A 23,485-nucleotide genomic window follows, 5' to 3' on the forward strand; every position below is an offset into this window, starting at 1 on the left:
GCGGTGTCCACAGCCGTTTCGGCGGCGGCCGCGGTCTTGCGGGTGCGGCGGGGCTTGGCCTCGACGGCCTCGGCGGTGTCCACAGCCGTTTCGGCGGCGGCTGCCGTCCTGCGGGTCCGGCGCGGCTTCGGCTCCTCGGTGACCTCGGGCTCGGCCACGGTCACCGCCGCCTCGGCCGGCGCGGCGGCCTTGCGGGTACGGCGGCGGGCCGGTGTCACCGGCGCCTCGACGGCCTGGACGGTCTCGGCGGTCTCCTGCGGAGCCTCCGTGACCTCGACGACCTCGGCCGGCGTCACCGCGGCCTCCGCGGACTTGCGGGTCCGACGGCGACGAGGCTTCTCCGGAGCGACGGCCTCCACGACGGCCTCGACGGTCTCCACGACCGCCTCGGGCGTCACGGTCTGCGGGGTGGCGGCCGCGGCCGCCACCGGCTCCGGTGCCGCCCCGGCGCGCGTACGACGGCGACGGCGCGGGGTGCGGGTGCCCGCGGGCTCCGACGCCGTGACGGACTCGGCGGCGGGGGACGCGGACTCCGCGGACGGGGTCGCGGACGGCGTACCGGCCGCCGGGTCCATCGACGTGCCGGCGCGGGTACGACGGCGGCGGCGCGGGGTACGGGCCGGACGCTCGCGCTCCTCGGAACGGGTTTCGTTCCGGTCACCGCGGTCGTTCCGGTCGCCCCGGCCACCGCGACCGCGGCCACCGCGGCCGCCGGTCTCGCCCAGGTCCTCCAGTTCCTCCGCGTCGAGCCCGGCGCGGGTGCGCTCCGCACGCGGCAGGACACCCTTGGTGCCGGCCGGGATCTTCAGCTCCTCGAAGAAGTGCGGGGAGGTCGAGTACGTCTCCACCGGGTCGTGGAAGCCGAGCTCCAGCGCCTTGTTGATGAGCTGCCAGCGCGGGATGTCGTCCCAGTCGACGAAGGTGATCGCCGTGCCCGAGGCGCCCGCGCGGCCGGTGCGGCCCACCCGGTGCAGATACGTCTTCTCGTCCTCGGGGGACTGGTAGTTGATGACGTGGGTGACGCCTTCGACGTCGATGCCGCGCGCGGCGACGTCGGTGCAGACGAGGACGTCCACCTTGCCGTTGCGGAACGCGCGCAGCGCCTGCTCGCGGGCTCCCTGGCCCAGGTCGCCGTGGACGGCGCCGGAGGCGAAACCACGGCGCTGGAGCTGCTCGGCGATGTCGGCGGCGGTGCGCTTGGTGCGGCAGAAGATCATCGCCAGTCCGCGGCCCTCGGACTGGAGGATGCGGGCGATCATCTCCGGCTTGTCCATGGAGTGCGCGCGGTAGACGAACTGCGCGATGTTCGCGACGGTCGCGCCCGTGTCGTCCGGCGCGGTGGCGCGGATGTGGGTGGGCTGGCTCATGTACCGGCGGGCGAGGCCGATGACCGCGCCCGGCATGGTCGCCGAGAACAGCATGGTCTGGCGCCTGGCCGGAAGCATGTTGATGATCTTCTCGACGTCGGGCAGGAAGCCCAGGTCGAGCATCTCGTCGGCCTCGTCGAGGACGAGCGACTTGATGTGCTTCAGGTCGAGCTTCTTCTGGCCCGCGAGGTCCAGCAGCCGGCCCGGGGTGCCGACGACCACGTCGACGCCCTTCTTCAGGGCCTCGACCTGCGGCTCGTAGGCCCGGCCGCCGTAGATGGCGAGCACGCGCACGTTACGGACCTTGCCGGCCGTCAGCAGGTCGTTGGTCACCTGGGTGCACAGCTCGCGCGTGGGGACGACGACGAGCGCCTGCGGGGCGTCGGTGAGGGCCTCGGGGGTGGCGCGTTCGGCCTCCACGTCGGCAGGGACGGTCACGCGCTCCAGGAGCGGCAGACCGAAGCCGAGGGTCTTGCCGGTGCCGGTCTTGGCCTGGCCGATGACATCGGTGCCGGAGAGGGCGACCGGGAGTGTCATCTCCTGGATGGGGAAGGGGGTGATGATGCCGACGGCTTCCAGGGCCTCGGCGGTCTCGGGAAGGATTCCGAGTTCACGAAACGTCGTAGTCAGGGTGCTGCCTCTTCTGTGTGTCGCGGTCCGAGGCGAGCGCGGGGGTCTTTGACGGACCGTGCCGGGGGACGTCGGCTGCCTTACGGGCGGGCCGTGTGGGGCACGCCGTATGACACGGGACCTCTGCCGACGCTCGAGCGCTCGTACCGCTGAGGTGTCCCTCCGGTCGTCGTACGCGATGTGCCGTACGCGCCGGGAGGGCTGTCGGGTCGGAGCCGATCGGGCCACCGACCGGGCATCCTCATACGTGCGGCCTGTCGAGATACGTCCGAATACGACGGCGTACCAGCAGGCGCATTACCACCATACCCCGGAATCGTGCACATGCGATGGCCGATTCGGTCACGTCGTGGTAGTCACAGTGGCTGACCAGCGACTTCACGCCGACTTGTCGGGGGACTTCCCGGGGCTTGCCCCAGGGTTCCGTGAGCCTTCCCGGGGGTTCCCGGGGCCGCGGGCGGGCTATTGTGCGCTTCATGACGAGCTCTGACAAGCCTGAGACCGCCTCCGCCGAACCGACCGGTGTCGCCGCCCAGGACTGGGCGCGGGCGGCCGCCGACCCGCAGTACCGTGCCGCGGTCGTGGACCTGCTCGGCGCCCTCGCGTACGGCGAGCTCGCCGCGTTCGAGCGCCTCGCGGAGGACGCCAAGCTGGCGCCCTCGCTGGTGGACAAGGCCGAGCTGGCGAAGATGGCGTCGGCCGAGTTCCAGCACTTCGAGCGGTTGCGGAACCGGCTGACGGAGATCGGCGAGGACGCGACGCAGGCGATGGAGCCGTTCGTCGCGGCCCTCGACGGCTTCCACCGGCAGACCGCCCCGTCGGACTGGCTGGAAGGCCTGGTCAAGGCGTACGTCGGCGACTCGATCGCCAGTGACTTCTACCGGGAGGTCGCGGCCCGGCTGGACACGGACACGCGCGAGCTGGTGCTGGCCGTGCTCGACGACACGGGGCATGCCGGGTTCGCCGTGGACAGGGTGCGGGCGGCCATCGACGCCGACCCCCGCGTGGGCGGCCGGCTGGCCCTGTGGGCGCGGCGGCTGATGGGCGAGGCGCTGTCGCAGTCCCAGCGGGTGGTCGCCGACCGTGACGCGCTGTCGACCATGCTGGTGGGCGGGGTGGCCGACGGGTTCGATCTCGCCGAGGTGGGGCGGATGTTCTCGCGGATCACCGAGGCGCACACGAAGCGGATGGCTGCGCTGGGCCTGGCCGCCTGACCCTGCGGGGCTGGATCCAGGGGGAGTTGCGCGGCCGCGGGGTCACCGGTCGCGCAGTTCCGCGCGCTCCGTCGGCGTGCTCACGCCGGGATCGATCGTCGGCGCAGATGGCGGCCCGCCGGGCGGAGCAGCAGCGAGAGGGACGCCGCCGCGACGATCGCGGCGCCCAGAAGGCTCACCAGGACGGTGCCGGGGCCGAGCGCGCTGTGGGTGACGAAGTCGCCGAAGAGGGCTCCCGCGACACCCGTCGAGAACACCAGAGGACGAGCCGGAAGACGGTGGGAAAGGCGGCTGGCCGCGGCCCACGACAGGGCCACGCCGAGCAGTGCGGATCCTAGGACTTCCAGCAGCATCACGAGGGGTCCCTCCCACGGCCGGCCGGTACTTCACGGTCGTAGGCCGTCATACCCGTGACCTGCGGAATGCAATCCTCCCCTGTGGGTGACTTGTGGACCGGATGTGGAGACCGGACACGACGGAGGGGCCCGGCGGACACACCTGCGCCGGGCCCCTCCGTGCCGCTGTGGCTAGACCGCGCTGAAGCCCACCTTGCGCACCGTCGGCTCGCCGAGCTCGATGTACGCCAGGCGGTCCGTCGGGACCAGTACCTTGCGGCCGCGCTCGTCCTCCAGGGACAGCACCTGCGACTTGCCGGCCAGGGCGTCGGCGACGAGGCGCTCGACCTCCTCGGCGTTCAGACCGCTCTCCAGCACGATCTCGCGGGGCGCGTGCTGCACGCCGATCTTGACCTCCACGGCTATGTCCCTCCGACGGTCAGTGAAGTGCGCGGCCTTCCGCGCCGTACGCAGCACACATTAGCCCGGTGAGGGGACGTACACGCTGTGGGCGGGCACGCCAGGAGCGAACAGCGAACGGGAATGCCGTGCCCACCGGTCCACGACGCCTCAGTGGTGGTCTGTGCCGTGCAGCGGGAAACCGGCGATGCCCCGCCACGCCAGCGAGGCGAGCAACTGCACCGCCTGGTCGCGCGGGACGCTGCGGTCGCTGTGCAGCCAGGAGCGCGCCACCACCTGGGCGAGGCCGCCGAGGCCGGAGGCCAGCAGCGTCGACTCGGCCCGCGACAGGCCGGTGTCCTCGGCGATCACGTCGCAGATCGCCTCGGCGCACTCGGTGGTGACCTTGTCGACGCGCTCGCGTACCGCCGGCTCGTTCGTCAGGTCGGACTCGAAGACGAGACGGAAGGCGCCGCCGTCGTCCTCGACGTAAGCGAAGTACGCGTCCATGGTCGCCCGGACGCGCTGCTTGTTGTCGGTCGTCGACGCGAGCGCGCTGCGCACCGCCTGGATCAGGGCGTCGCAGTGCTGGTCCAGCAGAGCCAGGTAGAGGTCGAGCTTGCCCGGGAAGTGCTGGTAGAGCACCGGCTTGCTGACCCCCGCGCGTTCGGCGATGTCGTCCATCGCGGCCGCGTGGTAGCCCTGCGCGACGAAAACTTCCTGGGCGGCGCCCAGCAACTGGTTCCGACGGGCACGGCGCGGCAGGCGCGTGCCCCGCGGGCGCGCCGCCTCTGTCTGCTCGATGGCTGTCACGCCGCCTCCCAAAATCGTCCACATGCGGATTACGCCGCCCGGCCATCGTACTTTTCGGTAACCGTGCTGTGCGCGGTGCGAGCGCAGAATTTCACGTACCGGACGGCGGCGAAAGCCGCACCGGGAAATGCGGACAGGCCAGGTGGGCCCGCCGGGGCCCGCGCGATCAGCGGTAGTCGTCCTCGTCAAGGGCGACCACGCGCGCCTGTTCGATGAGATCGGCCTCGTTCGCGCGGTCGTCGTCCACACCGGTGAGCGGGTCGTCGTGGGACGGCGTGACGTCCGTGTGCTGCTCGGCAGCGTCGCTCTCCGGGGCCTCGACGTCGATCTCCGGGGCGTCCTGCTCCTCCTCCGGCTGCAGATCGTCGAGCACGTCGGGGTCGGTGGGTTCATAGGCCATGGTGGGCTCCCTTCCATCGAATGTCCCTGTCAGAAGCAGGGGGCCATAAACGGGTGCCCTCTTTATGAGCGTAGGAGACACCGGATGCGGACGCTACGCAGTGGCCGGCCGGCGCCACGGCCTGCCGGGCGGTCGCCGACGGGCCGTCCGCGGACGGTGCGGGGACCCGCGGCCCGCCGCGGCGGCCCTGTGACGGCGAACACACGAACCACGGTGTGATCGTCTCGTAACATTGGCCCATGTCTTCGACCGAGCTGCCGTCAGTGCCGCCCACCAGCGTGCTCCCGAAGGCGACGGCTGTCAGAGTCGCGGAGGGCGAGCGGCTGCGGTCGGTGGGGCTGCCCGGCGTCACCCTCACGATCAGGGCCAGGCCTCCTGTGCGACCGGGCCTGCCGTCGGCCCTGTTCGTCCACGGGCTCGGCGGCTCCTCGCAGAACTGGTCGGTCCTGATGCAGCGGCTCGAAGGCGTCGTGGACGGCGAGGCGGTCGACCTGCCCGGCTTCGGCGACTCCCCGCCACCGGACGACGGCGACTACTCGGTCACCGGGCACGCGCGCGCGATCATCCGCTACCTCGACGCGTTCGGCCGCGGTCCGGTCCACCTCTTCGGCAACTCGCTCGGCGGCGCGGTCAGCACCCGCGTCGCCGCCGTCCGTCCCGACCTGGTCCGCACACTCACGCTCGTCTCACCGGCCCTGCCCGAGCTGTGGGTGCAGCGCACGGCCGTGCCGACGGTGCTGCTCGGCCTGCCCGGCGTCGCCGGACTGCTCACCCGCACGACCGGCAAGTGGACCGCCGAACAGCGGGTACGGGGCGTGCTGGCCCTCTGCTACGGCGACCCCGGCCGGGTCACGCCCGAGGCGTTCGAGTACGCGGTGGAGGAGCTGGAGCGGCGGCTGCGGCTGCCGTATTTCTGGGACGCGATGGCGCGGTCCGCGCGCGGGATCGTCAACGCCTACACCCTGGGCGGCCAGCACGGGCTCTGGCGTCAGGCCGAGCGCGTCCTCGCCCCGACCCTGCTGATCTACGGCGGCCGCGACCAGCTGGTCGGCTACCGCATGGCCCGGAAGGCCGCACGCAGCTTCCGCCACTCCCGGCTGCTGTCCATGCCGGACGCCGGGCACGTGGCGATGATGGAGTATCCGGAGACGGTCGCCGGGGCGTTCCGTGAACTCCTCGCGCAGGCCGAGAAGTCGGGCGCCGGAGCGGGCGCGCCGGGCGCGGGGAGCTGAGGGCCGGGTGGGACGTCACAGCCGCCGCGGTCCGGCGCCCAAGGGCGACGCCGCCGACACAAGTGACATAAGAGCGGCCCGGAACAGGGAGCCGGGGCCGGCCGAACGCGAAGGCACCGGACGCGTACCGCGCCCGGCCCGGGGCGCCCCCGCGGAGTCCCGGCGCCTGCCGGACGGCACGCCCGGGGGAGGTTTCCCACGTCTGCCGGACGACACACCCGCGCGTGGCATGCCTCCCTCTCCCGACGGCACCCCCGTGCGCGGGGTGTCCCGGTTCCCGGACGGCACTCCGGCCCACGGCGGGCACCGGCTGCCCGACGGCACCCCGGCGCACGGTGTGCCGCGCCTTGCCGACGGGACACCCGCCCACGGTGTGCCCCGGGCCCGTGGCGGTCATCCCCAGCAGCGGGAGCCGGGCGGGGGCTGGGGCGAGGTGGGCGGACCGGCCGGTGCCGCCGCCTCCGGGCCGGCCGGGCCGGCGGTACCGCGACAGCGGCGAGGCGGGCCCGGTGGGCCACGGCAGGACTACGTCGACGCCTTCGCCGAGGACGTCGACGTCTTCACGCCGCGCCCCGGCACGGGGACCGGTGTCGGCGGCCGGCGCGCGGAGACGCACTCGCCCGGCTCCGGTCCGGCCGCCCGGCGCCTCGGCTCCGGCCCGCAGGCGTCCCCGCTCGCCTCCGAGCCCTACGGGAGCGGTGACGGCGATGACGACGCGCCGCCCACCGGTGAACCCGCACAGCCCAGGAGCGGCAAGGGGCGGGCCCTCACCGGCGTCGCGGCCGCCGCCGTCACCACCGTGCTCGCGGTGATCGTCGCCGGGCAGGTCGCCGACAGCGGTGACGGCTCCGTACGGTCACAGTCGGCCGCCGGCGACGGACGGATCACCGACGGTTCCGCCTCCCGCGGCAACGGCCGTACGACACCGTCGGTCTCCGCCTCGCCCCGCGTGGCGACGCTCTCGTACGAGCAGGCGATGGACAAGAAGTACCCGCTCGGCGCCAGACTGGCCGGGTCCGGGAAGTTCGACGCCGTCCCCGGGGCCGCAAAGGCGCCCGGCAAGGGGCAGAGGTACACCTACCGCGTCGACGTGGAGGAGGGGCTGGGGCTGGACGGGGAACTGTTCGCCGAGGCCGTGCAGAAGACGCTCAACGACGAGCGCAGCTGGGCCCACGACGGTGCCCGTACCTTCGCGCGCGTCTCCTCCGGCAGGCCCGACTTCGTGATCACCCTCGCCAGCCCCGGCACCACCGCCAAGTGGTGCGCCAAGTCCGGTCTCGACACGACCGAGGACAACGTGTCCTGCGACTCGGCCTCCACGGAACGCGTCATGATCAACGCGTACCGGTGGGCGCGGGGCAGCACGACGTACGGTGACGAGATCCACGCCTACCGGCAGATGCTGATCAACCACGAGGTCGGCCACCGGCTCGGCTATGGCCATGTGACCTGCGACAAGGACGGCGCTCTCGCGCCGGTCATGCAGCAGCAGACCAAGTTCCTCGACCACGACGGAATCCACTGCCTGCCCAACCCCTGGCCGTTCCCCAAGAGTTGACAGGTGGCTCATACGTCACATTGACATGGGCAGAAAGTTCATCCATATTTCTGGGCATGTCGTCCCTTCACGCCTCCGCGCGCGCCGCCATCGAGCTGGCGCTCATCGGCGTGACCGCGCTCTGCGTGGCCGACATCCACTGTCGCTGACCCTCGCCCCTGGGCGTTCGCGTCGCGATCTCTTCCCTTTGCCGTGACCCCGGTCACGGCTCTTTCGACGACCTGACGCCCGGGCAGACGTCTGTTCGCCTTCGTCTCACTCCTCGTCAATCTGTCTCACCCTTCGAGACAAGCCTTCCGAGAGGTCGTCATTCCGATGCGTCAACCGTCCGCCATAACGCGCCGCATGGCCGTGGCATCCGTCAGCCTGGTCGTGGCAGCGGGCGCCGTCTCCTGCGGCCCGAAGGACAACGATGCCAAGGGCTCCGGCGGCGACTCCACGCCGCACAAGGGCGGCACGCTCGCGGTCCTGAACTCCGACCCCCAGTCGGACTTCGACCCCGCCCGTCTGTACACCTCCGGCGGCGGCAACGTGCCCTCCCTGGTCTTCCGTACGCTCACCACCCGCAACCGCGCCGACGGCGCGGCCGGCGCCAAGGTCGTCCCCGACCTGGCCACCGACACCGGGCGCCCGAGCGAGAACGCGACCGTGTGGACGTACACCTTGAAGAAGGGCCTCAAGTACGAGGACGGGACGGCGATCACGTCCGCCGACATCAAGTACGGCATCGAGCGCTCCTTCGCCCCCGAACTCTCCGGCGGCGCGCCCTACCTGCGGGACTGGCTGGCGGGCGCCGCCGACTACCAGGGCCCGTACAAGGACAGGAAGGGGCTCTCGGCGATCGAGACGCCGGACAGCCGCACGATCGTCTTCCACCTGAACAAGCCCGAGGGCGAGTTCCCGTACCTGGCCACCCAGACGCAGTTCACGCCCGTCCCGAAGGCCAAGGACACCGGCACCAAGTACGAGGAGCACCCGGTCTCGTCCGGCCCCTACAAGGTCGTCATGAACGAGAACGACGGTGAGCACCTGGTCCTGGAACGGAACACCTACTGGTCCGCGGCCGTCGACGACCAGCGCAAGGCCTACCCGGACAAGATCGACGTCAAGTCCGGGCTGGACTCGGCGGTGATCAACCAGCGGCTGTCGGCCTCCCAGGGGACGGACGCCTCCGCGGTCACCACGGACACCAACCTCGGCCCGGCCGAACTCGCCAAGGTGACCGGCGACAAGGAACTCGCCTCGCGCGTGGGCACCGGGCACTTCGGCTACACGAACTACATAGCGTTCAACCCGAAGGTCAAGCCGTTCGACAATCCCAAGGTGCGGCAGGCGATCTCGTACGCGGTCGACCGGTCGTCCGTGGTCAACGCCGCGGGCGGCAGCGCGCTGGCCGAGGCCGCCACCACGTACCTGCCCAGCCAGAAGTCCTTCGGCTACACGCCGTACGACCCCTTCCCGGCGGGCGACACCGGCAACGCGGCCAAGGCCAAGGAGCTGCTGAAGGAGGCCGGTTACCCGAACGGGCTCACCGTCACGCTGACCCACGACAACGCCCAGAACTTCAGGACCAGCCCCGAGATCGCGACCGCCATCCAGGACGCCCTCAAGAAGGCCGGCATCACGGTCAGGCTCCAGGGACTGGAGGACAACAACTACTCGGACACGATCCACGACGTGAAGACCGAGCCGGGCTTCTTCCTCGCCGCGTGGGGTGCCGACTGGCCCTCCGGCGGCCCCTTCCTCGCCCCGATCTTCGACGGCCGGCAGATCGTCAAGGACGGCTCGAACTTCAACTCTGCCCAGCTCAACGATGCTTCGGTCAATGCCGAGATTGACGCGATCAACAAGTTGACCGACCTTGACGCGGCCGCCAAGCGGTGGGGCGCCCTGGACGAGAAGATCGGCGCCCAGGCTCTCACCGTGCCGCTGTTCCACCCGGTCTACAAGCGACTGGTCGGCAAGGACATCAGGAACGTCGTGATCAGCGACTGGACCGGCGTCCTGGACGTCTCCCAGGTCGCGGTGAAGTAGCGCCGTGAGCGAGGCACTTCTCGCCACCCAGGCCCCCGAGGCGCCCGCCTCGGGGGCCTCGGGGGCTCGTCAGTTCTGGCGGCGGCTGCGCACCCAGCGCGCCGCCCTCGTCGCGGCCGCCGTCGTCGCGCTGCTCGTCCTGGTCGCGCTCGCCGCGCCCCTGCTCACCGCGATCGAGGGCCAGGACCCGACCACCTACCACCCGTCCCTCGTCGACTCCGCGCGCGGCGGCGTCCCGGTCGGCTCCTTCGGCGGCGTCGGCGGCGACCACTGGCTCGGCGTCGAACCGCAGACCGGGCGCGACCTGTTCGCGCGGCTGGTCTACGGGGCCCGGGTCTCCCTGGGCGTCGCGCTGGCCGCGACCACCGTGCAGGTCGTCATCGGTGTCGTCGTGGGCGTCACGGCCGCGCTCGGCAACCGATGGGTTGATCAACTGTTGAGCCGCGTCACCGACATCATCGTCGCCATGCCGTTGATCATCATGGCGCTGGCGCTGCTGGCCGTCGTGCCCGCGGGCTTCCCGCGGCCGGTCCTGGTCTCGCTCATCATCGGGTTCGTCGCCTGGGGCACCATCGGCAAGATCAGCCGGGCCGCGACGCTCTCCCTGAAGAACCTCGACTACGTGGCCGCCGCGCGGCTCAGCGGCTGGAGCACCTGGCGGATCGCCCGCCGGGAACTGCTGCCCGGCCTCGCCGCGCCCGTCATCACCTACGCCGCGCTCATGGTGCCGGCGAACATCTCCATCGAGGCCTCGCTGTCCTTCCTCGGCGTCGGCGTGAAGCCCCCGACCCCGTCGTGGGGACAGATGCTGACCTCCGCCAACGTCTGGTACCAGGCGGCCCCGCAGTACCTGCTGCTGCCGGCCGGAGCCCTGTTCCTGACCGTGCTCGCGCTCACCGTCCTCGGTGACGGGATCCGCACGGCCCTCGACCCGCGCTCGGCCTCCCGGCTGCGCGTGGGCACCGGACGCAAGCAGGAGGCGAACACGGCCACCGCGACGGAGGCGGCCACCGCGAAGGAGGCCCGCTCATGACCGGCTTCGCCGGATTCGCGCTGCGCCGTGCCGTCGGCGCGGTGATCACCCTGCTGGCCATCTCGGTGATCGTCTACGTCGTCTTCTACGTCACCCCCGGCAACGTCGCCCAGATCACCTGCGGTCCGCGCTGCTCACCGGAACAGGTGCACCAGGTCTCCCAGCAGCTCCGGCTCGACGACCCGCTGTACCTGCGGTACTGGCACTTCCTGTCGGGCATCTTCGCCGGCCAGGACTACTCGACCGGCACGTCCGTCGCGCACTGCCCGGCGCCGTGCCTCGGACTCTCGTACCGGAGCGACCAGCAGGTCACCCGGATCATCCTGACCAAGCTGCCGGTCAGCCTGTCCCTGGTGTTCGGCGCCATGGTGCTGTGGCTGATCCTCGGCGTCGGCACCGGCATCCTCTCCGCCTGGCGGCGCGGCCGGTTCACCGAACGCGCCCTCACCGGGCTCACCCTGGCGGGCATGTCGACGCCGGTCTTCGTCATCGGGCTCGTCCTGATGATCGTGATCTGCGGACAACTGGAGCTGCTGCCGTTCCCGGAGTACGTGCCCTTCTCGGACGACCCCGAGCAGTGGGCGTGGAACCTGCTGCTGCCGTGGTTCACCCTCGCGCTCGCCGAGGCCGCCTACTTCGCCCGGATGACCCGGGCGTCGATGCTGGAGACGCTCGCCGAGGACCACATCCGGACCTTCCGGGCCTATGGCGTGGGCGAACGGTCGATCGTCGGCCGGCACGCCCTGCGCGGCGCCCTGGCGCCGATCATCGCCCTGAACGCCAACGACTTCGGCAGTGCCGTGGGCGGCGCCGTCCTGATCGAGACCCTCTTCGGCCTGCCCGGAATCGGCCAGGAACTCGTCCACGCCGTCACCGTGGTCGACCTGCCCGTCGTGGTCGGCATGGTCCTGGTCATCGGCTTCTTCGTGGTCCTCGCCAACGCCGTCGCGGACGTGCTGTACGCGGTGGCCGACCGACGGGTGGTACTGACGTGAGTCTCGTCCGAGTCACTGATCTGACCGTCGAGTTCGGCGACCTGCGGGCCGTGGACGGACTCTCCTTCGAACTGGCGGCGGGCGCCGCGCTCGCCCTGGTCGGCGAGTCCGGCTCCGGCAAGTCCACCGTCGCCTCGGCCCTGCTCGGGCTGCATCGCGACACGGGGGCGCGGGTCGGCGGCACGATCGAGGTCGCCGGCACCGACGTGCAGGCCGCTTCCGAGGAGGAGCTGCGGCGGCTGCGCGGCGCCGGGGCGGCCATGGTCTTCCAGGACCCGCTGTCCTCCCTCGACCCGTACCACGCGATCGGCGACCAGATCGCCGAGGTGTACCGCGTGCACGCGCGCGTGTCGCGACGGGCCGCTCGCGCGCGTGCCGTCGAGGTGCTGGACCGGGTGGGCATCGCGGACGCACCGCGCCGGTCCCGGTCCCGTCCGCACGAGTTCAGCGGCGGCATGCGCCAGCGCGCGCTGATCGCCATGGCGCTCGCCTGCGAGCCAGGTCTGCTGATCGCCGACGAGCCCACCACCGCCCTCGACGTCACCGTCCAGGCCCAGATCCTCGACCTGCTGCACACCCTGCGCGAGGAGACCGGCATGGGCCTGCTGCTCGTCACGCACGACGTGGGCGTCGCCGCCGAGAGCGTCGACCAGGTCCTCGTCATGCGACACGGGCGCGTGGTCGAGCAGGGCCCGGTCGCCGCCGTGCTCGGGGCGCCCGCACAGCCGTACACGCGCGAACTGCTCTTTGCCGTCCCGCGCGTGGACGCGGTACGCGCCCCCTCACAGGCGTCCGGGGAGGTCGTGCTGGAGGCATCCGGCCTGCGGCGCGAATTCGGGCGCGGCAAGGCGGCGTTCACGGCCGTCGACGACGTGTCGCTGACCATCCACCGGGGCGAGACGCTCGGCGTCGTCGGCGAGAGCGGCAGCGGCAAGACGACGCTGGGCCGGATGCTGGTCGGGCTGCTGGAGCCGACCGCGGGAGAGGTCCGTTACGAGGGGAGCGCGCGCAGGGGCGTGCGGCCGGCCGTCCAGATGGTGTTCCAGGACCCGGTGTCGTCCCTCAATCCCCGGCGCAGCGTGGGCGAGTCGATAGCCGATCCGCTCCGGGCGCGCGGCGAAAGGGATCAGGGGCGCATCCGGCGGCGCGTGATCGAACTGCTGGAGCGCGTGGGGCTCGAAGGGGCACACTACGAGCGCTATCCGCACGAGTTCAGCGGTGGTCAGCGCCAGCGCGTGGGCATCGCGCGGGCGCTGGCGGCCGACCCGCGTGTCATCGTCTGCGACGAGCCGGTCTCCGCGCTGGACGTCACCACCCAGGCCCAGGTCGTCGCCCTGCTGGGCGAGCTCCAGCGGGAACTCGGCCTGGCGCTCGTCTTCGTCGCACACGACCTCGCCGTCGTCCGTCAGGTCAGCGACCGGGTCGCGGTGATGCGGCGCGGCCTGATCGTCGAGACCGGACCCGCCGACGAGGTCTACGACAGCCCCCAGGACCCGTACACCCGGCAACTTCTCGCCGCCGTACCCGCGCTCGACCCCGAGGTCGCGGCCCGGCGCCGGGCAGCCCGGCGGGAGCTGGCGTCGGCGTGACGTTTCAGCAGCTCCCGGCGCCCTCCTGATGTGACGTTGCGCCGTCTTTTGATCTCTTAGCGCGACCGAACGCGGTCCGCACGGGAAAGTTACGACCGTTCACCCCTTTTGGTGGCGCGATGGACAACCGTCCATCGCGCCACCGCCTTGTCCGCATACGTTCGTCCCGCTGCGAGCCGCCGAGGCAACGGTGGCTCCCACGGGAGATCGATCGGGGGTGCACACGTGCGCATCGGACTGATTACGGAGGGTAGCTATCCGTATGTGAGCGGTGACGCCAGACTCTGGTGCGACCGGCTCGTACGCGGGCTCGGGCGGCACGAGTTCGACATCTACGCGCTCAGCCGCAGCAGGCGCCAGGAGGACGAGGGCCGGCTCCCGCTGCCACCGCACGTCAGCCGGGTGCGGACGGCTCCCCTGTGGGCCGCGGAGGAGGACGGGGTCGGGTACGGACGGCGCGCGCGTCGGCGCTTCGTCGAGAGCTACGGGGAACTGGCGGCCGTACTGTGCGCCGGTCCGGGCATCGGCGGCCCGGCAGATCCAGGCCCGCACGGCGCAGGCGGCTCCGGCGGCTCGCACGGTGGGGACGGCTCGGGCGGTGCGGGCGCCATGGACAGCGCTGGCGGCTCCGATACCGGGTCAGGTCGTCTGGCGGACCGTTTCGGCAGCGCGCTCTACGGACTCGCCGAACTCGCCCGTGACGAGGGCGGACTGGTCGGCGCACTCCGCTCCGACAGCGCCGTGCGCACACTGGAGCGCGCCTGTCGTGCACGTGGCGCAGTCGGTACGGTGCGCGAGGCGCGCGTGCCGGACCTGCTCGCCGTCGCCGCGCACCTCGAACGCACCCTGCGCCCCCTCTCGCTCGACTGGTACGGCGACGACGGCCTCGGTGCCGCCGATCTCTGCCACGCCACCGCCGGCGGCCCGGCCGCCCTGCCCGGGCTGCTCGCCCGCCACTTCTGCGACGTCCCGCTGCTGGTCACCGAGTACGGCGTGCAGCTGCGCTCGCACTACCTCGCCTCCGGTCCCGACGCGGCCACCCCGGCCGTGCGCACCCTGCTGGCCGCCTTTCACGGCCGGCTCGCCGCCGAGGTCTACGGCCGCGCCGCGATCGTCACCCCCGGCAACGCGCACGCCCGCCGCTGGCAGGAGCGCTGCGGTGCCGACCGGTCCCGCATCCGTACCGTCCACCCGGGCATGGAGGCCGCCCGCTTCGCCGAGGTGGGCGAGGCGCCGGACCGCGCCGATCCGGACACGCTCGTGTGGGTCGGCAGGGCGGAACCGTCCAAGGACCTGGTGTCGCTGCTGCACGCGTTCGCGGAGGTCCGCAAGGAGGAGCCCAAGGCGCGGCTGCGGGTCGTGGGCGCACCGGTCGGCGGGGAGGGCCGGGCCTACCTGGGCCACTGCAAGGCGCTCGCCGCCCAGCTCTTCCCGGACGAGGCGGAGGGAGTGCACGCCGTCGGCGACAACCCGGTCTCCTTCGAGGAGATCGGCGGCCCGGAGGCGCCGACCCTCGCCGACGCCTACGCGTCCGGTTCGGTCGTCGTCCTCTCGAGCGTCGTCGAGGGCTTCCCGACCGGTCTCGTCGAGGCGATGCTCTGCGCCCGCGCGACCGTCTCCACCGACGTCGGCGCCGTGGTGGAGGTCATCGGCGGCACCGGTCTCGTCGTCCCCCCGCGCAATCCGCGGGCGCTCGCGGAGGCGTGCGTGGCGCTGCTGCGCGACCCCGAGCGCCGTGAGCGCCTTGGAGCCGCCGCGCGAGCCCGGGCACTCGAACTGTTCACCGTCGAGCAGAACATCGCGGCATTTCACGGCATTTACCTGGAGATCGTCTCGCACTGTCCGGTACGCCGGGTCGTCCTCGACGAGGCAGGCGAGCCGCTGCCGTTCGCCGCTCCGGCCGAGGCCCACGTCCCCGGCCGCTGGACCGGCCCGACGGCCCGCGTCGCGAGCCCGGGCGGTCCGGGCTGGGCCCTGGGTACCCCACCGTGGCCGACCCCGGTACGGGCCACCCCGCTCACCGCCCCGGAGGGCGCCCTGTGAACGGCGACGCGGACGGCGCGGTCACCGGCGGTCCGCGGGAACCGGACCGGCCCGGGCGCCCCGGCGGGGCCGACGCCTGGGACGCGCGGTCGGAGAAATGGCTCCTGGGCGCGGCGGACGACGGCTCCGAGGACGCCCTGCCCGGGAGCGGGCCTCCGCGGGCGGCCGCGGTCGCCGGCCGGCTCCGCACCCGGGCCGCCCGGACCGCCCGGGCCGCCGAGGGCAACCGCGGATCCGCCCCGCGCCGAGGCGCCGCCGATCCCGTGAAAGCGCTGATGCACCGCCACCGCGCACTCTGCGTGCAGGCCGTCGACCCGCTGGAGATCGCGGCCGGTCTCGAAGCGCACGGCGTCACCGACCGTACCGCCGCCCGCTTCCGGCACCGTGACGTCTTCTCCCTCGCCGAGGAGCTCTATGCGCGCGTGCCCCGCGACGGCGACCGGCATCCGTGCCCGGAACCGGGGCCCACGCCCCGCGTGCGCGCCGACCGGGCACTGCTGACGCTCCTGCCGGGCACGGTCGGCGCGGCGCTGGTGACCGGCGTGCGGCTCACCGAGGGCCGGCCGCGCCTGCTGACGGTGGCCGTCGGCGTACTCGCCCTCGCGATGGCCGCGGGGCTGGCCCTGCGCCGCGGTCCCCTCGCCGTGCCCGCCGGTGCCCTCGCCCGGCACACCCTCACCGGTACCCGCGTATGGACCTGCTGGCTGCTCGGCTACGCCCTCCTCGGCAACGGCCTGCTCCTTGCCGTCCTGGACGGCGGCCCCGACGGCCTCCCGACCGGCGCCGCGCACAGCTCCTGGCCGGTGACCACCGCGCCGGTCCTCGCCCTCACCCTGGCCTGCGCCCCGGCCGCCTGGAGTGCCCACCTCTTCACGACGGCTGCCCGGCGCAGGCTCACGGGCAGCCGGGGCCTGGCGGAGTTCACCGGAGCCGTACAGCCTCTGCTGCTCGGCGCGTTCGCCCTCTACCTGGGCGTCCTCACCGCCCTGCTCGCCCTGTGCGGGGTCGTCCTGGGCGAACCCGCCGGCTACCCGGAGGGCCTCACTCTCGGCGCCCTCCTCCTGCTCGCCCGCCTGCTCACCGTCCACAACGTCCCGCCCCGCCCCGCCCTCGCCCTCGCCGCGGCCGCCGAAGCGGCCGCCGTGGGGCTGGTGCTGGCCGGACGGCTGCCCGGCTGCGCCTTCCTGGCGAGCCCCGTCGAGGCCCTGGTCGACGCGTGGGGCGCGGACAGCGTCCCGGCACTCGTCTGCGGCACCGCGGCCCTGGCGCTGCTGTTCCAGGCGACCCGCACCCTCACGCGGGCCGCGGCCCACGCGCCGACGGGAGACCCGGAGTGAGCAGAGCCCCCGTTCTCTTCGCCTGCCTCGCCGTGCCGTCGCGGCGGCAGGCGCCCGGCACCCCGCCGGGGGCAACCGCACCACCCCTTGAAGGAGACCACCAGATGACCACCTCCCGACCCGGACCCGGAGCGTCCGGAACCACCGGAGCCGCCGGAGCGGACACCCCGGGAGCCGCGCGATGAGGGTTCTGCTGATCGGAGCCAACGGATACCTCGGCCGCTTCGTCGCCGACCGGCTGCTCGCCGACCCGGCCGTCCAGCTCACCGCGCTCGGCCGCGGAGACGACGCCGACGTCCGCTTCGACCTCGCCACCGGCAGCCCCGGTGCGCTCACCCGGTTCCTCGACGCGGTCCACCCGGGCGTCGTCGTGAACTGCGCAGGCGCCACCCGCGGCGGTGCCCGGGAACTCACCCGGCACAACACCGTCGCCGTCGCCACCATCTGCGAGGCCCTGCGCCGCAGCGGCTGCAGCGCACGCCTGGTGCAGATCGGCTGCAGCGCCGAGTACGGCCCGAGCCAGCCCGGCTCCTCCACGGCCGAGGACGCCGTACCGCGCCCAGGCGGCCCGTACGGCGTCAGTAAGCTGGCCGCCACCGAACTGGTCCTCGGGTCGGGCCTGGACGCCGTCGTCCTGCGCGTCTTCTCGCCGGCCGGGCCCGGCACCCCGGCCGGCTCCCCGCTCGGCCGCCTGGCCGAAGCCATGCGGCGCGCCATGCAGTCCGGCGACGGCGAGCTCAAACTCGGCGGCCTCGGCGCCCAGCGTGACTTCATCGACGTACGCGACGTCGCCCGCGCCGTCCACGCGGCCTCGCTCTCCGCGGCCCAGGGCGTCATCAACATCGGCTCCGGCCGCGCCGTCCGCCTCCGCGACGCAGCCGCCGTCCTCGCCCGGGTCGCCGGATACGGCGGCGCCCTGCACGAACTCGACGGCCCGCCCGGCCCGATGCGCAGCCCCATCGGCCACCCCCGCATGGACCCCGACCACGCGGCCCCGGTCGCCTACCCCTACCCGGACGGCTGCGGCAGCTGGCAGCAGGCCGACGTGCGCTGCGCCCGTGACCGGCTCGGCTGGCGGCCCCGTATCAACCTCGAAGAGTCCCTCGCGGACATCTGGATGGAGGCGGCATGCCGCATCTGACCAGCACCACACCGGGCGCCGCGACCACCGGCCTCGGCACCGCCTTCGGCATCCCGGGCTACGCCCACCCCCTTCTCGCCCCGGCGCAGTGGGCCGAGCTCACGCGCCCGGGCACCCCTTTGCACTGGGTCGTCCTCAACGTGGCGAACGGACCCGGCAGCCGCCCCGACCCGCACTGCCTGGAGGCGGCCGGCCGGCTCCGCAACGCGGGCGTCCGCGTCCTCGGCCGCCTGGACGCCACCTACGGCGCCCGCCCCCACGGCGACCTGGTCCTGGACGCCCGCCGCTATCACGACTGGTACCGCGTGGACGGCTTCCTGCTGGAGCGCTGCCCCGGCGAACGCTCGGCGCTGCCCGAGATCCGCCGCGCGGTCGCCACCCTGCGCACCATCGGTGACGACCCGCACATCGTCCTCGGCCACGGCACCCACCCCCATCCGGGTTACGCGGAGAACGCCGACCAACTGGTGACCTTCGCCGGGCCGTGGAGCGACTACCGCTGGTCCCACGTCGCCGAGTGGACCGCGGACTATCCGCCGGACCGCTTCTGCCACTTCGTGCACAGCGTGCCGCGCGGCCACCTCGACGAGGCACTGCGCATCGCCCGCTGGCAGGGCGCCGCGACCATCTACTTCACGGACCGCACGGATCACGGCGGCCGGGTGGATCCCTGGGAGAACATGCCCGGCTACTGGGACGACATCGTCTCGCGGGTCGGGACGGGTGTCTCGGAATGATGAGGGGCGTGGCAGTGTTACACGGAGAACAACTGTAGTGATTGACCGATCAACGGAGTCCCCGTGTCGCTGCCACCCCTGGTCGAGCCAGCCTCTGAGCTCACCGTAGACGAGGTCCGCAGGTACTCCCGCCACCTGATCATCCCCGACGTGGGGATGGACGGGCAGAAGCGGTTGAAGAACGCCAAGGTGCTCTGTGTGGGTGCCGGCGGCCTGGGTTCGCCGGCGCTGATGTACCTCGCCGCGGCCGGTGTCGGCACCCTCGGCATCGTGGAGTTCGACGAGGTCGACGAGTCGAACCTGCAGCGCCAGATCATCCACAGCCAGGCCGACATCGGCCGCTCCAAGGCCGAGTCCGCCCGTGACTCCGTCCTCGGCATCAACCCCTACGTGAACGTGGTCCTTCACGAAGAGCGGCTCGAGGCCGAGAACGTGATGGACATCTTCAGCCAGTACGACCTGATCGTCGACGGCACGGACAACTTCGCCACCCGCTACCTGGTCAACGACGCCTGCGTGCTGCTGAACAAGCCGTACGTCTGGGGCTCGATCTACCGCTTCGACGGCCAGGCCTCGGTCTTCTGGTCCGAGCACGGTCCTTGCTACCGCTGCCTCTACCCGGAGCCCCCGCCGCCGGGCATGGTCCCCTCCTGCGCCGAGGGCGGCGTGCTGGGCGTGCTCTGCGCGTCCATCGGCTCCATCCAGGTCACCGAGGCCATCAAGGTCCTCACCGGCACCGGCGATCCCCTCGTCGGCCGCCTGATGATCTACGACGCCCTGGAGATGCAGTACCGGCAGGTCAAGGTCCGCAAGGACCCGAACTGCGCCGTCTGCGGCGAGAACCCGACCGTCACCGAACTCATCGACTACGAGGCCTTCTGCGGCGTCGTCTCCGAGGAGGCCCAGCAGGCGGCCGCCGGTTCGACGATCACTCCCAAGCAGCTCAAGGAGTGGATCGACGACGGCGAGAACATCGAGATCATCGACGTCCGCGAGCCGAACGAGTACGAGATCGTCTCCATCCCGGGCGCCAAGCTGATCCCGAAGAACGAGTTCCTCCTCGGCACCGCCCTGGAGGGCCTGCCCCAGGACAAGAAGATCGTCCTGCACTGCAAGACGGGTGTCCGCAGTGCGGAGGTCCTCGCGGTCCTGAAGTCCGCGGGCTTCGCGGACGCCGTGCACGTCGGCAGCGGCGTGATCGGCTGGGTCAACCAGATCGAGCCGCACAAGCCGGTCTACTGAGCGCAGTCTCCGCGACGGGCGGGGGACTCGGGTGCGGCAGGCATCCCGGGCCCCCGCTTTCGTCATGAGCAGACCTTGCCGTCCTTCGGGACCGTGCCGTCCAGCAGGTAGGCGTTCACCGTCGAGTCCACACAGTCGCTCCCGCTGCCGTAGGCCCCATGGCCCTCGCCCTTCCAGGTCAGCTCGACACCGACGCCCTTGCCCAGCTCGTCGGCCATTCTCCGGGCGCCCTCGTAGGGAGTCGCCGGGTCGCCGGTGTTGCCGACCAGCAGGACCGGGGCCGCGCCCGGGGCACTCACCTGAGGGGTGTCGTACTCCCCGGCCACCGGCCAGTCGTGGCACCAGCCGGCCGTGTCCCAGCCCAGGAAGTCGCCGAAGACGGGCGAGATCCTCTCGAAGTCGGGCAGCAGCTTCTTCGTCTGGGCGGGCGTGGGCCGCTGCTTGTCGTCCAGGCACGATATGACCCGTTGCGAGTGGGCGGTCGTGCCGTAGTGCCCCGAGGAGTCCCGCTCGTTGTACTGGTCCGCGAGCGACAGCAGCGCCGAGCCGTCGCCGTCCTCGGCCGCGCGCAGCGCGCCGGTCAGCGTCGGCCAGCTGTCCTGGCTGTACAGCGGCAGGACGATACCGGTGACCGCGAGGGTCTGGGTCAACTTCCGCCCGGAGGACGTCGGCAGCGGCTCGGTGTCGATCTTCTTCAGCAGGTCCACGATCTTCTGAGAGCCCTGCTCCGAGTCCTGCCCGGTGGACTTGAGGTAGTCGTCCAGCGCCCGCTGGAATCCCCGGGCCTGGTTCTTCGCGTGGCCGACCGAGTCCGCGGTCGGGTCGACCACCGCGTCCAGGATCAGCCGGCCCACCTTCTTCGGGAACAGGTGGGCGTAGACGCCGCCCAGTTCGGTGCCGTAGGAGATGCCGAAGTAGTGCATCCGCGTATCACCGAGCACCTGGCGCATCAGATCCATGTCCCGGGCCGTGTCGGTCGTCGAGACGTGCCCGATCAGCTCGCCGGCCGCCGTCTCGCAGCCCTTGCCGAAGGCCGCGGCGTCCTGGAAGTACGCCGACTCCTCGGCCGGCGTGTCCGGGGTGGCGTCGACCGACTCGGCGGACCGCAGGTCCTTGTCGCTGCGACACCGGATCCCCTCACTGGCGCCCACCCCGCGCGGATCCCAGCTCACCAGGTCGTACCGCTCGCGCAGTGCGGAGGCCGTGGTGGCGTAGTACGGCATCATCGAGACGCCCGAGCCTCCGGGACCGCCGAAGTTGAACAGCAGCGAGCCGATCCGCTTGCCCGGCCCCCCGCTCGCCTTCGCCCGGATCAGTGCCAGCCCTGTCGTCTTCGCGTCCGGCTTCGACCAGTCGAGCGGCACCCTGAGCGTCGCGCACTGCCACTCGCCACCGGGTGCCGCGGAGTCCGAAGTGCCCGTGCAGCGGCCCCAGTCGAGCTTCTGCGAGGTCAGTGAGGAGGGCAGAGCGGCGGAGGCGGTGGACGAGGACGACGGCCCTTCGGACCGTGTCTTCCCTTCGTCCTCGCCCCCGCCCGACGACCCACTGCCGCACCCGGCCACGAGCAACGCGGCCGCGACAGCGGCCGCCCACCGTACAGAACGCACCATGCGCACACCCCCCACACAGGCTCTCCGCAGGTTCGTCGCGGAAAGCGGTCAGGTCATAGTAGGCAGATCCGGCGAAGGCTGTTGCGGCCTGTGGATAACAGCGTGACCTGCGGTTTCCTAACCTGCCGAGGTAGTGCGGCCGTCCGGTCCCGCGCTCACGAACAGACCGCGCCGGCTTTCGGCACCCTCCCGTCGAGCAGGTAGCCGTTCACGGCCGACTGCACGCACTTGTTCTTGCTGTCGTAGGCCCCGTGCCCCTGCCCCTGGTACGTCAGCTCGACACCGACGCCGTTCCCCAGTGCCTCCACCATCTTCTTCGCACCCTCGTACGGCGTGGCCGGGTCGCCCGTGTTGCCCACGACCAGGATCGGTGCCGACCCGGGCGCGCTGACGTCTGGATGGTCCGCGGCGCCCGGCACCGCCCAACTCGTGCAGCTGACCATGCCCCACGCGAGGTAGTCGCCGAACAGCGGTGAGGCGGCGCGGAATTCGGGCAGCTTCTGTTGCACGTAGTCGGCGGTGTACCGGGGCTTCTCGTCAGCGCAGTTGATGGCGATGTTCGCCGCCGTGATGTTGCTGTACTCACCGTTCTGGCTGCGGCCGTTCATGGAGTCGGACAGCAGCATCAGGATCTTCCCGTCGCCGTCGTACGCCTCTTCGAGTCCTTCGGTGAGGTACTCCCAGAAGTCCTTGGAGTACAGGGACTGGGCGATGCCGTTGATGGCGGCGGTCTGGGTCAGCTGACGGGGGAGGATACCGGGGATCGGCTTCTTGTCGAGGTCCGCGAGGAGCTTGCCGATACGGTCCTTCACGTCCTGCGGGGTGTCGCCGATCGGGCACTCGGTCTTCTTGGACGTGCAGTCCTCGGCGAAGTTGTCGAGCGCGAGCTGGAAACCCTTGGCCTGTCCCAGGGAGCTCTGCTCGGTGTTCTGGGTGGGATCGATGACGCCGTCGAAGACGGCCCGGCCCACGTTCTTCGGGAACAGGTGGGCGTAGACGCCGCCGAGTTCGGTGCCGTAGGAGATGCCGAAGTAGTGCAGCTGCCGGTCGCCGAGGACCTGGCGCATGAGGTCCATGTCGCGGGCGGCGTCGGTGGTGCGCACCTGCGGGATGATCGTCCTGGAGTTCTTCTCGCAGGCGGCGTTGAACTGCCTGGTGCGGTTGATCAGCTGGGTGCGCTCGGCGCTGGTCTCGGGCGTCGCGTCCTGCTGGAAGTAGTTGTCGAGCTGTTCGTCGTCCTCGCATTCGACCGGGTCGCTGCGGCCGACTCCGCGCGGGTCGAAGCTGACGAGGTCGTAGCGGGTGCGCAGGGCCGTGTAGTCCCCGGCGAACGCGGGCAGCGTGGTGACGCCGCTGCCGCCGGGCCCGCCGAAGTTGAAGATCAGGGAGCCGATCCGTTTGCTCGCGTCGCCGCTGGCCTTGGCACGGATCAGAGCGAGGCCGATGGTGGCGCCCTTCGGCTTGGACCAGTCCAGCGGCGCCTTCATGGTGGCGCACTGCCAGGTCCCGCCGCCGGGCAGCGGCGACGGGGCGTCGCCACCGCCCTCGGCCTCGTCGGGGGCCGGGCAGGCCGTCCAGTCCAGCTTCTGTGTCGCCAGATCCCCGTCCTTGACACCGTCGCTGCAGCCGCTCAGCAGGCAGGACGCCACCAGGACGGTGGTCAGGGCGGCGGCACGGATCCGGAAGGGGTTCGGCATGTTTCCCATCCTGGGGTCGCGCGCGGCCCCGCGCGCGGGGCGCGAGCCGTACGAGGTACGACCCGGGTACGGCCGTGCC

The 23,485-nt window shown here is 72.0% G+C and carries 20 protein-coding genes; 13 read left to right on the forward strand and 7 right to left on the reverse strand.

The window, feature by feature from the left end; all coding sequences use genetic code 11:
* Positions 1–1,904 (reverse strand): DEAD/DEAH box helicase (locus ACZ4O3_RS04545; protein WP_467721137.1); only part of this gene is annotated, 1,904 nt, incomplete at its 3' end.
* A 560-nt stretch (positions 1,905–2,464) separates the two neighbouring features.
* Here ACZ4O3_RS04545 and ACZ4O3_RS04550 point away from each other — a divergent pair.
* On the forward strand, positions 2,465–3,211 hold the full coding sequence (locus tag ACZ4O3_RS04550; protein ID WP_384991272.1) for a ferritin-like fold-containing protein: 747 nt from the start codon (positions 2,465–2,467) through the stop codon (positions 3,209–3,211).
* An 80-nt stretch (positions 3,212–3,291) separates the two neighbouring features.
* Here ACZ4O3_RS04550 and ACZ4O3_RS04555 read toward each other — a convergent pair whose 3' ends face one another.
* The 4 genes from ACZ4O3_RS04555 to ACZ4O3_RS04570 form a co-directional block, all read right to left on the reverse strand.
* Complete coding sequence (locus ACZ4O3_RS04555; protein ID WP_362725636.1) at positions 3,292–3,564, reverse strand: hypothetical protein; 273 nt, start codon at positions 3,562–3,564, stop codon at positions 3,292–3,294.
* 174 nt (positions 3,565–3,738) lie between these two features.
* A complete protein-coding gene (locus ACZ4O3_RS04560; protein WP_046730492.1) occupies positions 3,739–3,966 on the reverse strand; it encodes a DUF3107 domain-containing protein in 228 nt (75 codons plus the stop codon).
* Positions 3,967–4,116: 150 nt separating this feature from the next.
* Positions 4,117–4,758: a TetR/AcrR family transcriptional regulator gene (locus ACZ4O3_RS04565; RefSeq protein ID WP_362725633.1), complete on the reverse strand. Its 642-nt coding sequence runs from the start codon at positions 4,756–4,758 to the stop codon at positions 4,117–4,119.
* Between the two features lie 166 nt (positions 4,759–4,924).
* Positions 4,925–5,158, reverse strand: a complete 234-nt coding sequence (locus ACZ4O3_RS04570) for a hypothetical protein (protein WP_467721138.1) — start codon at positions 5,156–5,158, stop codon at positions 4,925–4,927.
* A gap of 239 nt (positions 5,159–5,397) precedes the next feature.
* On the opposite strand from ACZ4O3_RS04570, the gene ACZ4O3_RS04575 reads away from it, so the two are divergent.
* The 12 genes from ACZ4O3_RS04575 (at position 5,398) to moeZ (ending at position 20,099) form a co-directional block, all read left to right on the forward strand.
* On the forward strand, positions 5,398–6,390 hold the full coding sequence (locus tag ACZ4O3_RS04575) for an alpha/beta fold hydrolase (protein ID WP_362725628.1): 993 nt from the start codon (positions 5,398–5,400) through the stop codon (positions 6,388–6,390).
* 7 nt (positions 6,391–6,397) lie between these two features.
* Complete coding sequence (locus ACZ4O3_RS04580; protein WP_467721139.1) at positions 6,398–7,948, forward strand: DUF3152 domain-containing protein; 1,551 nt, start codon at positions 6,398–6,400, stop codon at positions 7,946–7,948.
* A 56-nt stretch (positions 7,949–8,004) separates the two neighbouring features.
* Positions 8,005–8,097 carry an Ms4533A family Cys-rich leader peptide gene (locus ACZ4O3_RS04585; protein ID WP_351321593.1) on the forward strand — a complete coding sequence of 31 codons (93 nt, stop codon included), beginning with the start codon at positions 8,005–8,007 and terminating at the stop codon, positions 8,095–8,097.
* Between the two features lie 166 nt (positions 8,098–8,263).
* Positions 8,264–9,982: an ABC transporter substrate-binding protein gene (locus ACZ4O3_RS04590; RefSeq protein WP_467721140.1), complete on the forward strand. Its 1,719-nt coding sequence runs from the start codon at positions 8,264–8,266 to the stop codon at positions 9,980–9,982.
* Between the two features lie 4 nt (positions 9,983–9,986).
* The gene (locus ACZ4O3_RS04595) at positions 9,987–11,015 is read left to right on the forward strand and encodes an ABC transporter permease (protein ID WP_467721141.1); all 1,029 of its coding nucleotides are present in this window, start codon (positions 9,987–9,989) and stop codon (positions 11,013–11,015) included.
* Positions 11,012–12,010: an ABC transporter permease gene (locus ACZ4O3_RS04600; protein ID WP_467721142.1), complete on the forward strand. Its 999-nt coding sequence runs from the start codon at positions 11,012–11,014 to the stop codon at positions 12,008–12,010. The genes ACZ4O3_RS04595 and ACZ4O3_RS04600 overlap by 4 nt, the downstream gene beginning before the upstream one ends.
* On the forward strand, positions 12,007–13,599 hold the full coding sequence (locus tag ACZ4O3_RS04605; RefSeq protein WP_467721143.1) for a dipeptide ABC transporter ATP-binding protein: 1,593 nt from the start codon (positions 12,007–12,009) through the stop codon (positions 13,597–13,599). The genes ACZ4O3_RS04600 and ACZ4O3_RS04605 overlap by 4 nt, the downstream gene beginning before the upstream one ends.
* A gap of 264 nt (positions 13,600–13,863) precedes the next feature.
* A complete protein-coding gene (locus tag ACZ4O3_RS04610) occupies positions 13,864–15,642 on the forward strand; it encodes a glycosyltransferase (protein ID WP_467721144.1) in 1,779 nt (592 codons plus the stop codon).
* Positions 15,639–16,979, forward strand: coding sequence for a hypothetical protein (locus ACZ4O3_RS04615; protein ID WP_467721145.1), 1,341 nt, complete (start codon positions 15,639–15,641; stop codon positions 16,977–16,979). Before ACZ4O3_RS04610 ends, ACZ4O3_RS04615 begins: the two co-directional genes overlap by 4 nt.
* A gap of 181 nt (positions 16,980–17,160) precedes the next feature.
* Entirely contained in the window at positions 17,161–18,120 is a 960-nt protein-coding gene (locus ACZ4O3_RS04620) for an NAD-dependent epimerase/dehydratase family protein (protein ID WP_467721146.1), read from the forward strand.
* A complete protein-coding gene (locus ACZ4O3_RS04625; protein ID WP_467721147.1) occupies positions 18,108–18,857 on the forward strand; it encodes a spherulation-specific family 4 protein in 750 nt (249 codons plus the stop codon). The genes ACZ4O3_RS04620 and ACZ4O3_RS04625 overlap by 13 nt, the downstream gene beginning before the upstream one ends.
* Before the next feature lie 63 nt (positions 18,858–18,920).
* Positions 18,921–20,099, forward strand: a complete 1,179-nt coding sequence (gene moeZ, locus ACZ4O3_RS04630; protein WP_362719720.1) for an adenylyltransferase/sulfurtransferase MoeZ — start codon at positions 18,921–18,923, stop codon at positions 20,097–20,099.
* A 62-nt stretch (positions 20,100–20,161) separates the two neighbouring features.
* On the opposite strand, the gene ACZ4O3_RS04635 is transcribed toward moeZ, so the two are convergent.
* Positions 20,162–21,709: an alpha/beta fold hydrolase gene (locus ACZ4O3_RS04635; protein ID WP_467721148.1), complete on the reverse strand. Its 1,548-nt coding sequence runs from the start codon at positions 21,707–21,709 to the stop codon at positions 20,162–20,164.
* A gap of 155 nt (positions 21,710–21,864) precedes the next feature.
* Positions 21,865–23,406, reverse strand: a complete 1,542-nt coding sequence (locus tag ACZ4O3_RS04640; protein WP_467721150.1) for an alpha/beta hydrolase — start codon at positions 23,404–23,406, stop codon at positions 21,865–21,867.
* Between the last annotated feature and the right edge of the window lie 79 nt (positions 23,407–23,485).

The sequence above is a fragment of the Streptomyces sp. NPDC026515 genome (genome assembly GCF_055567595.1).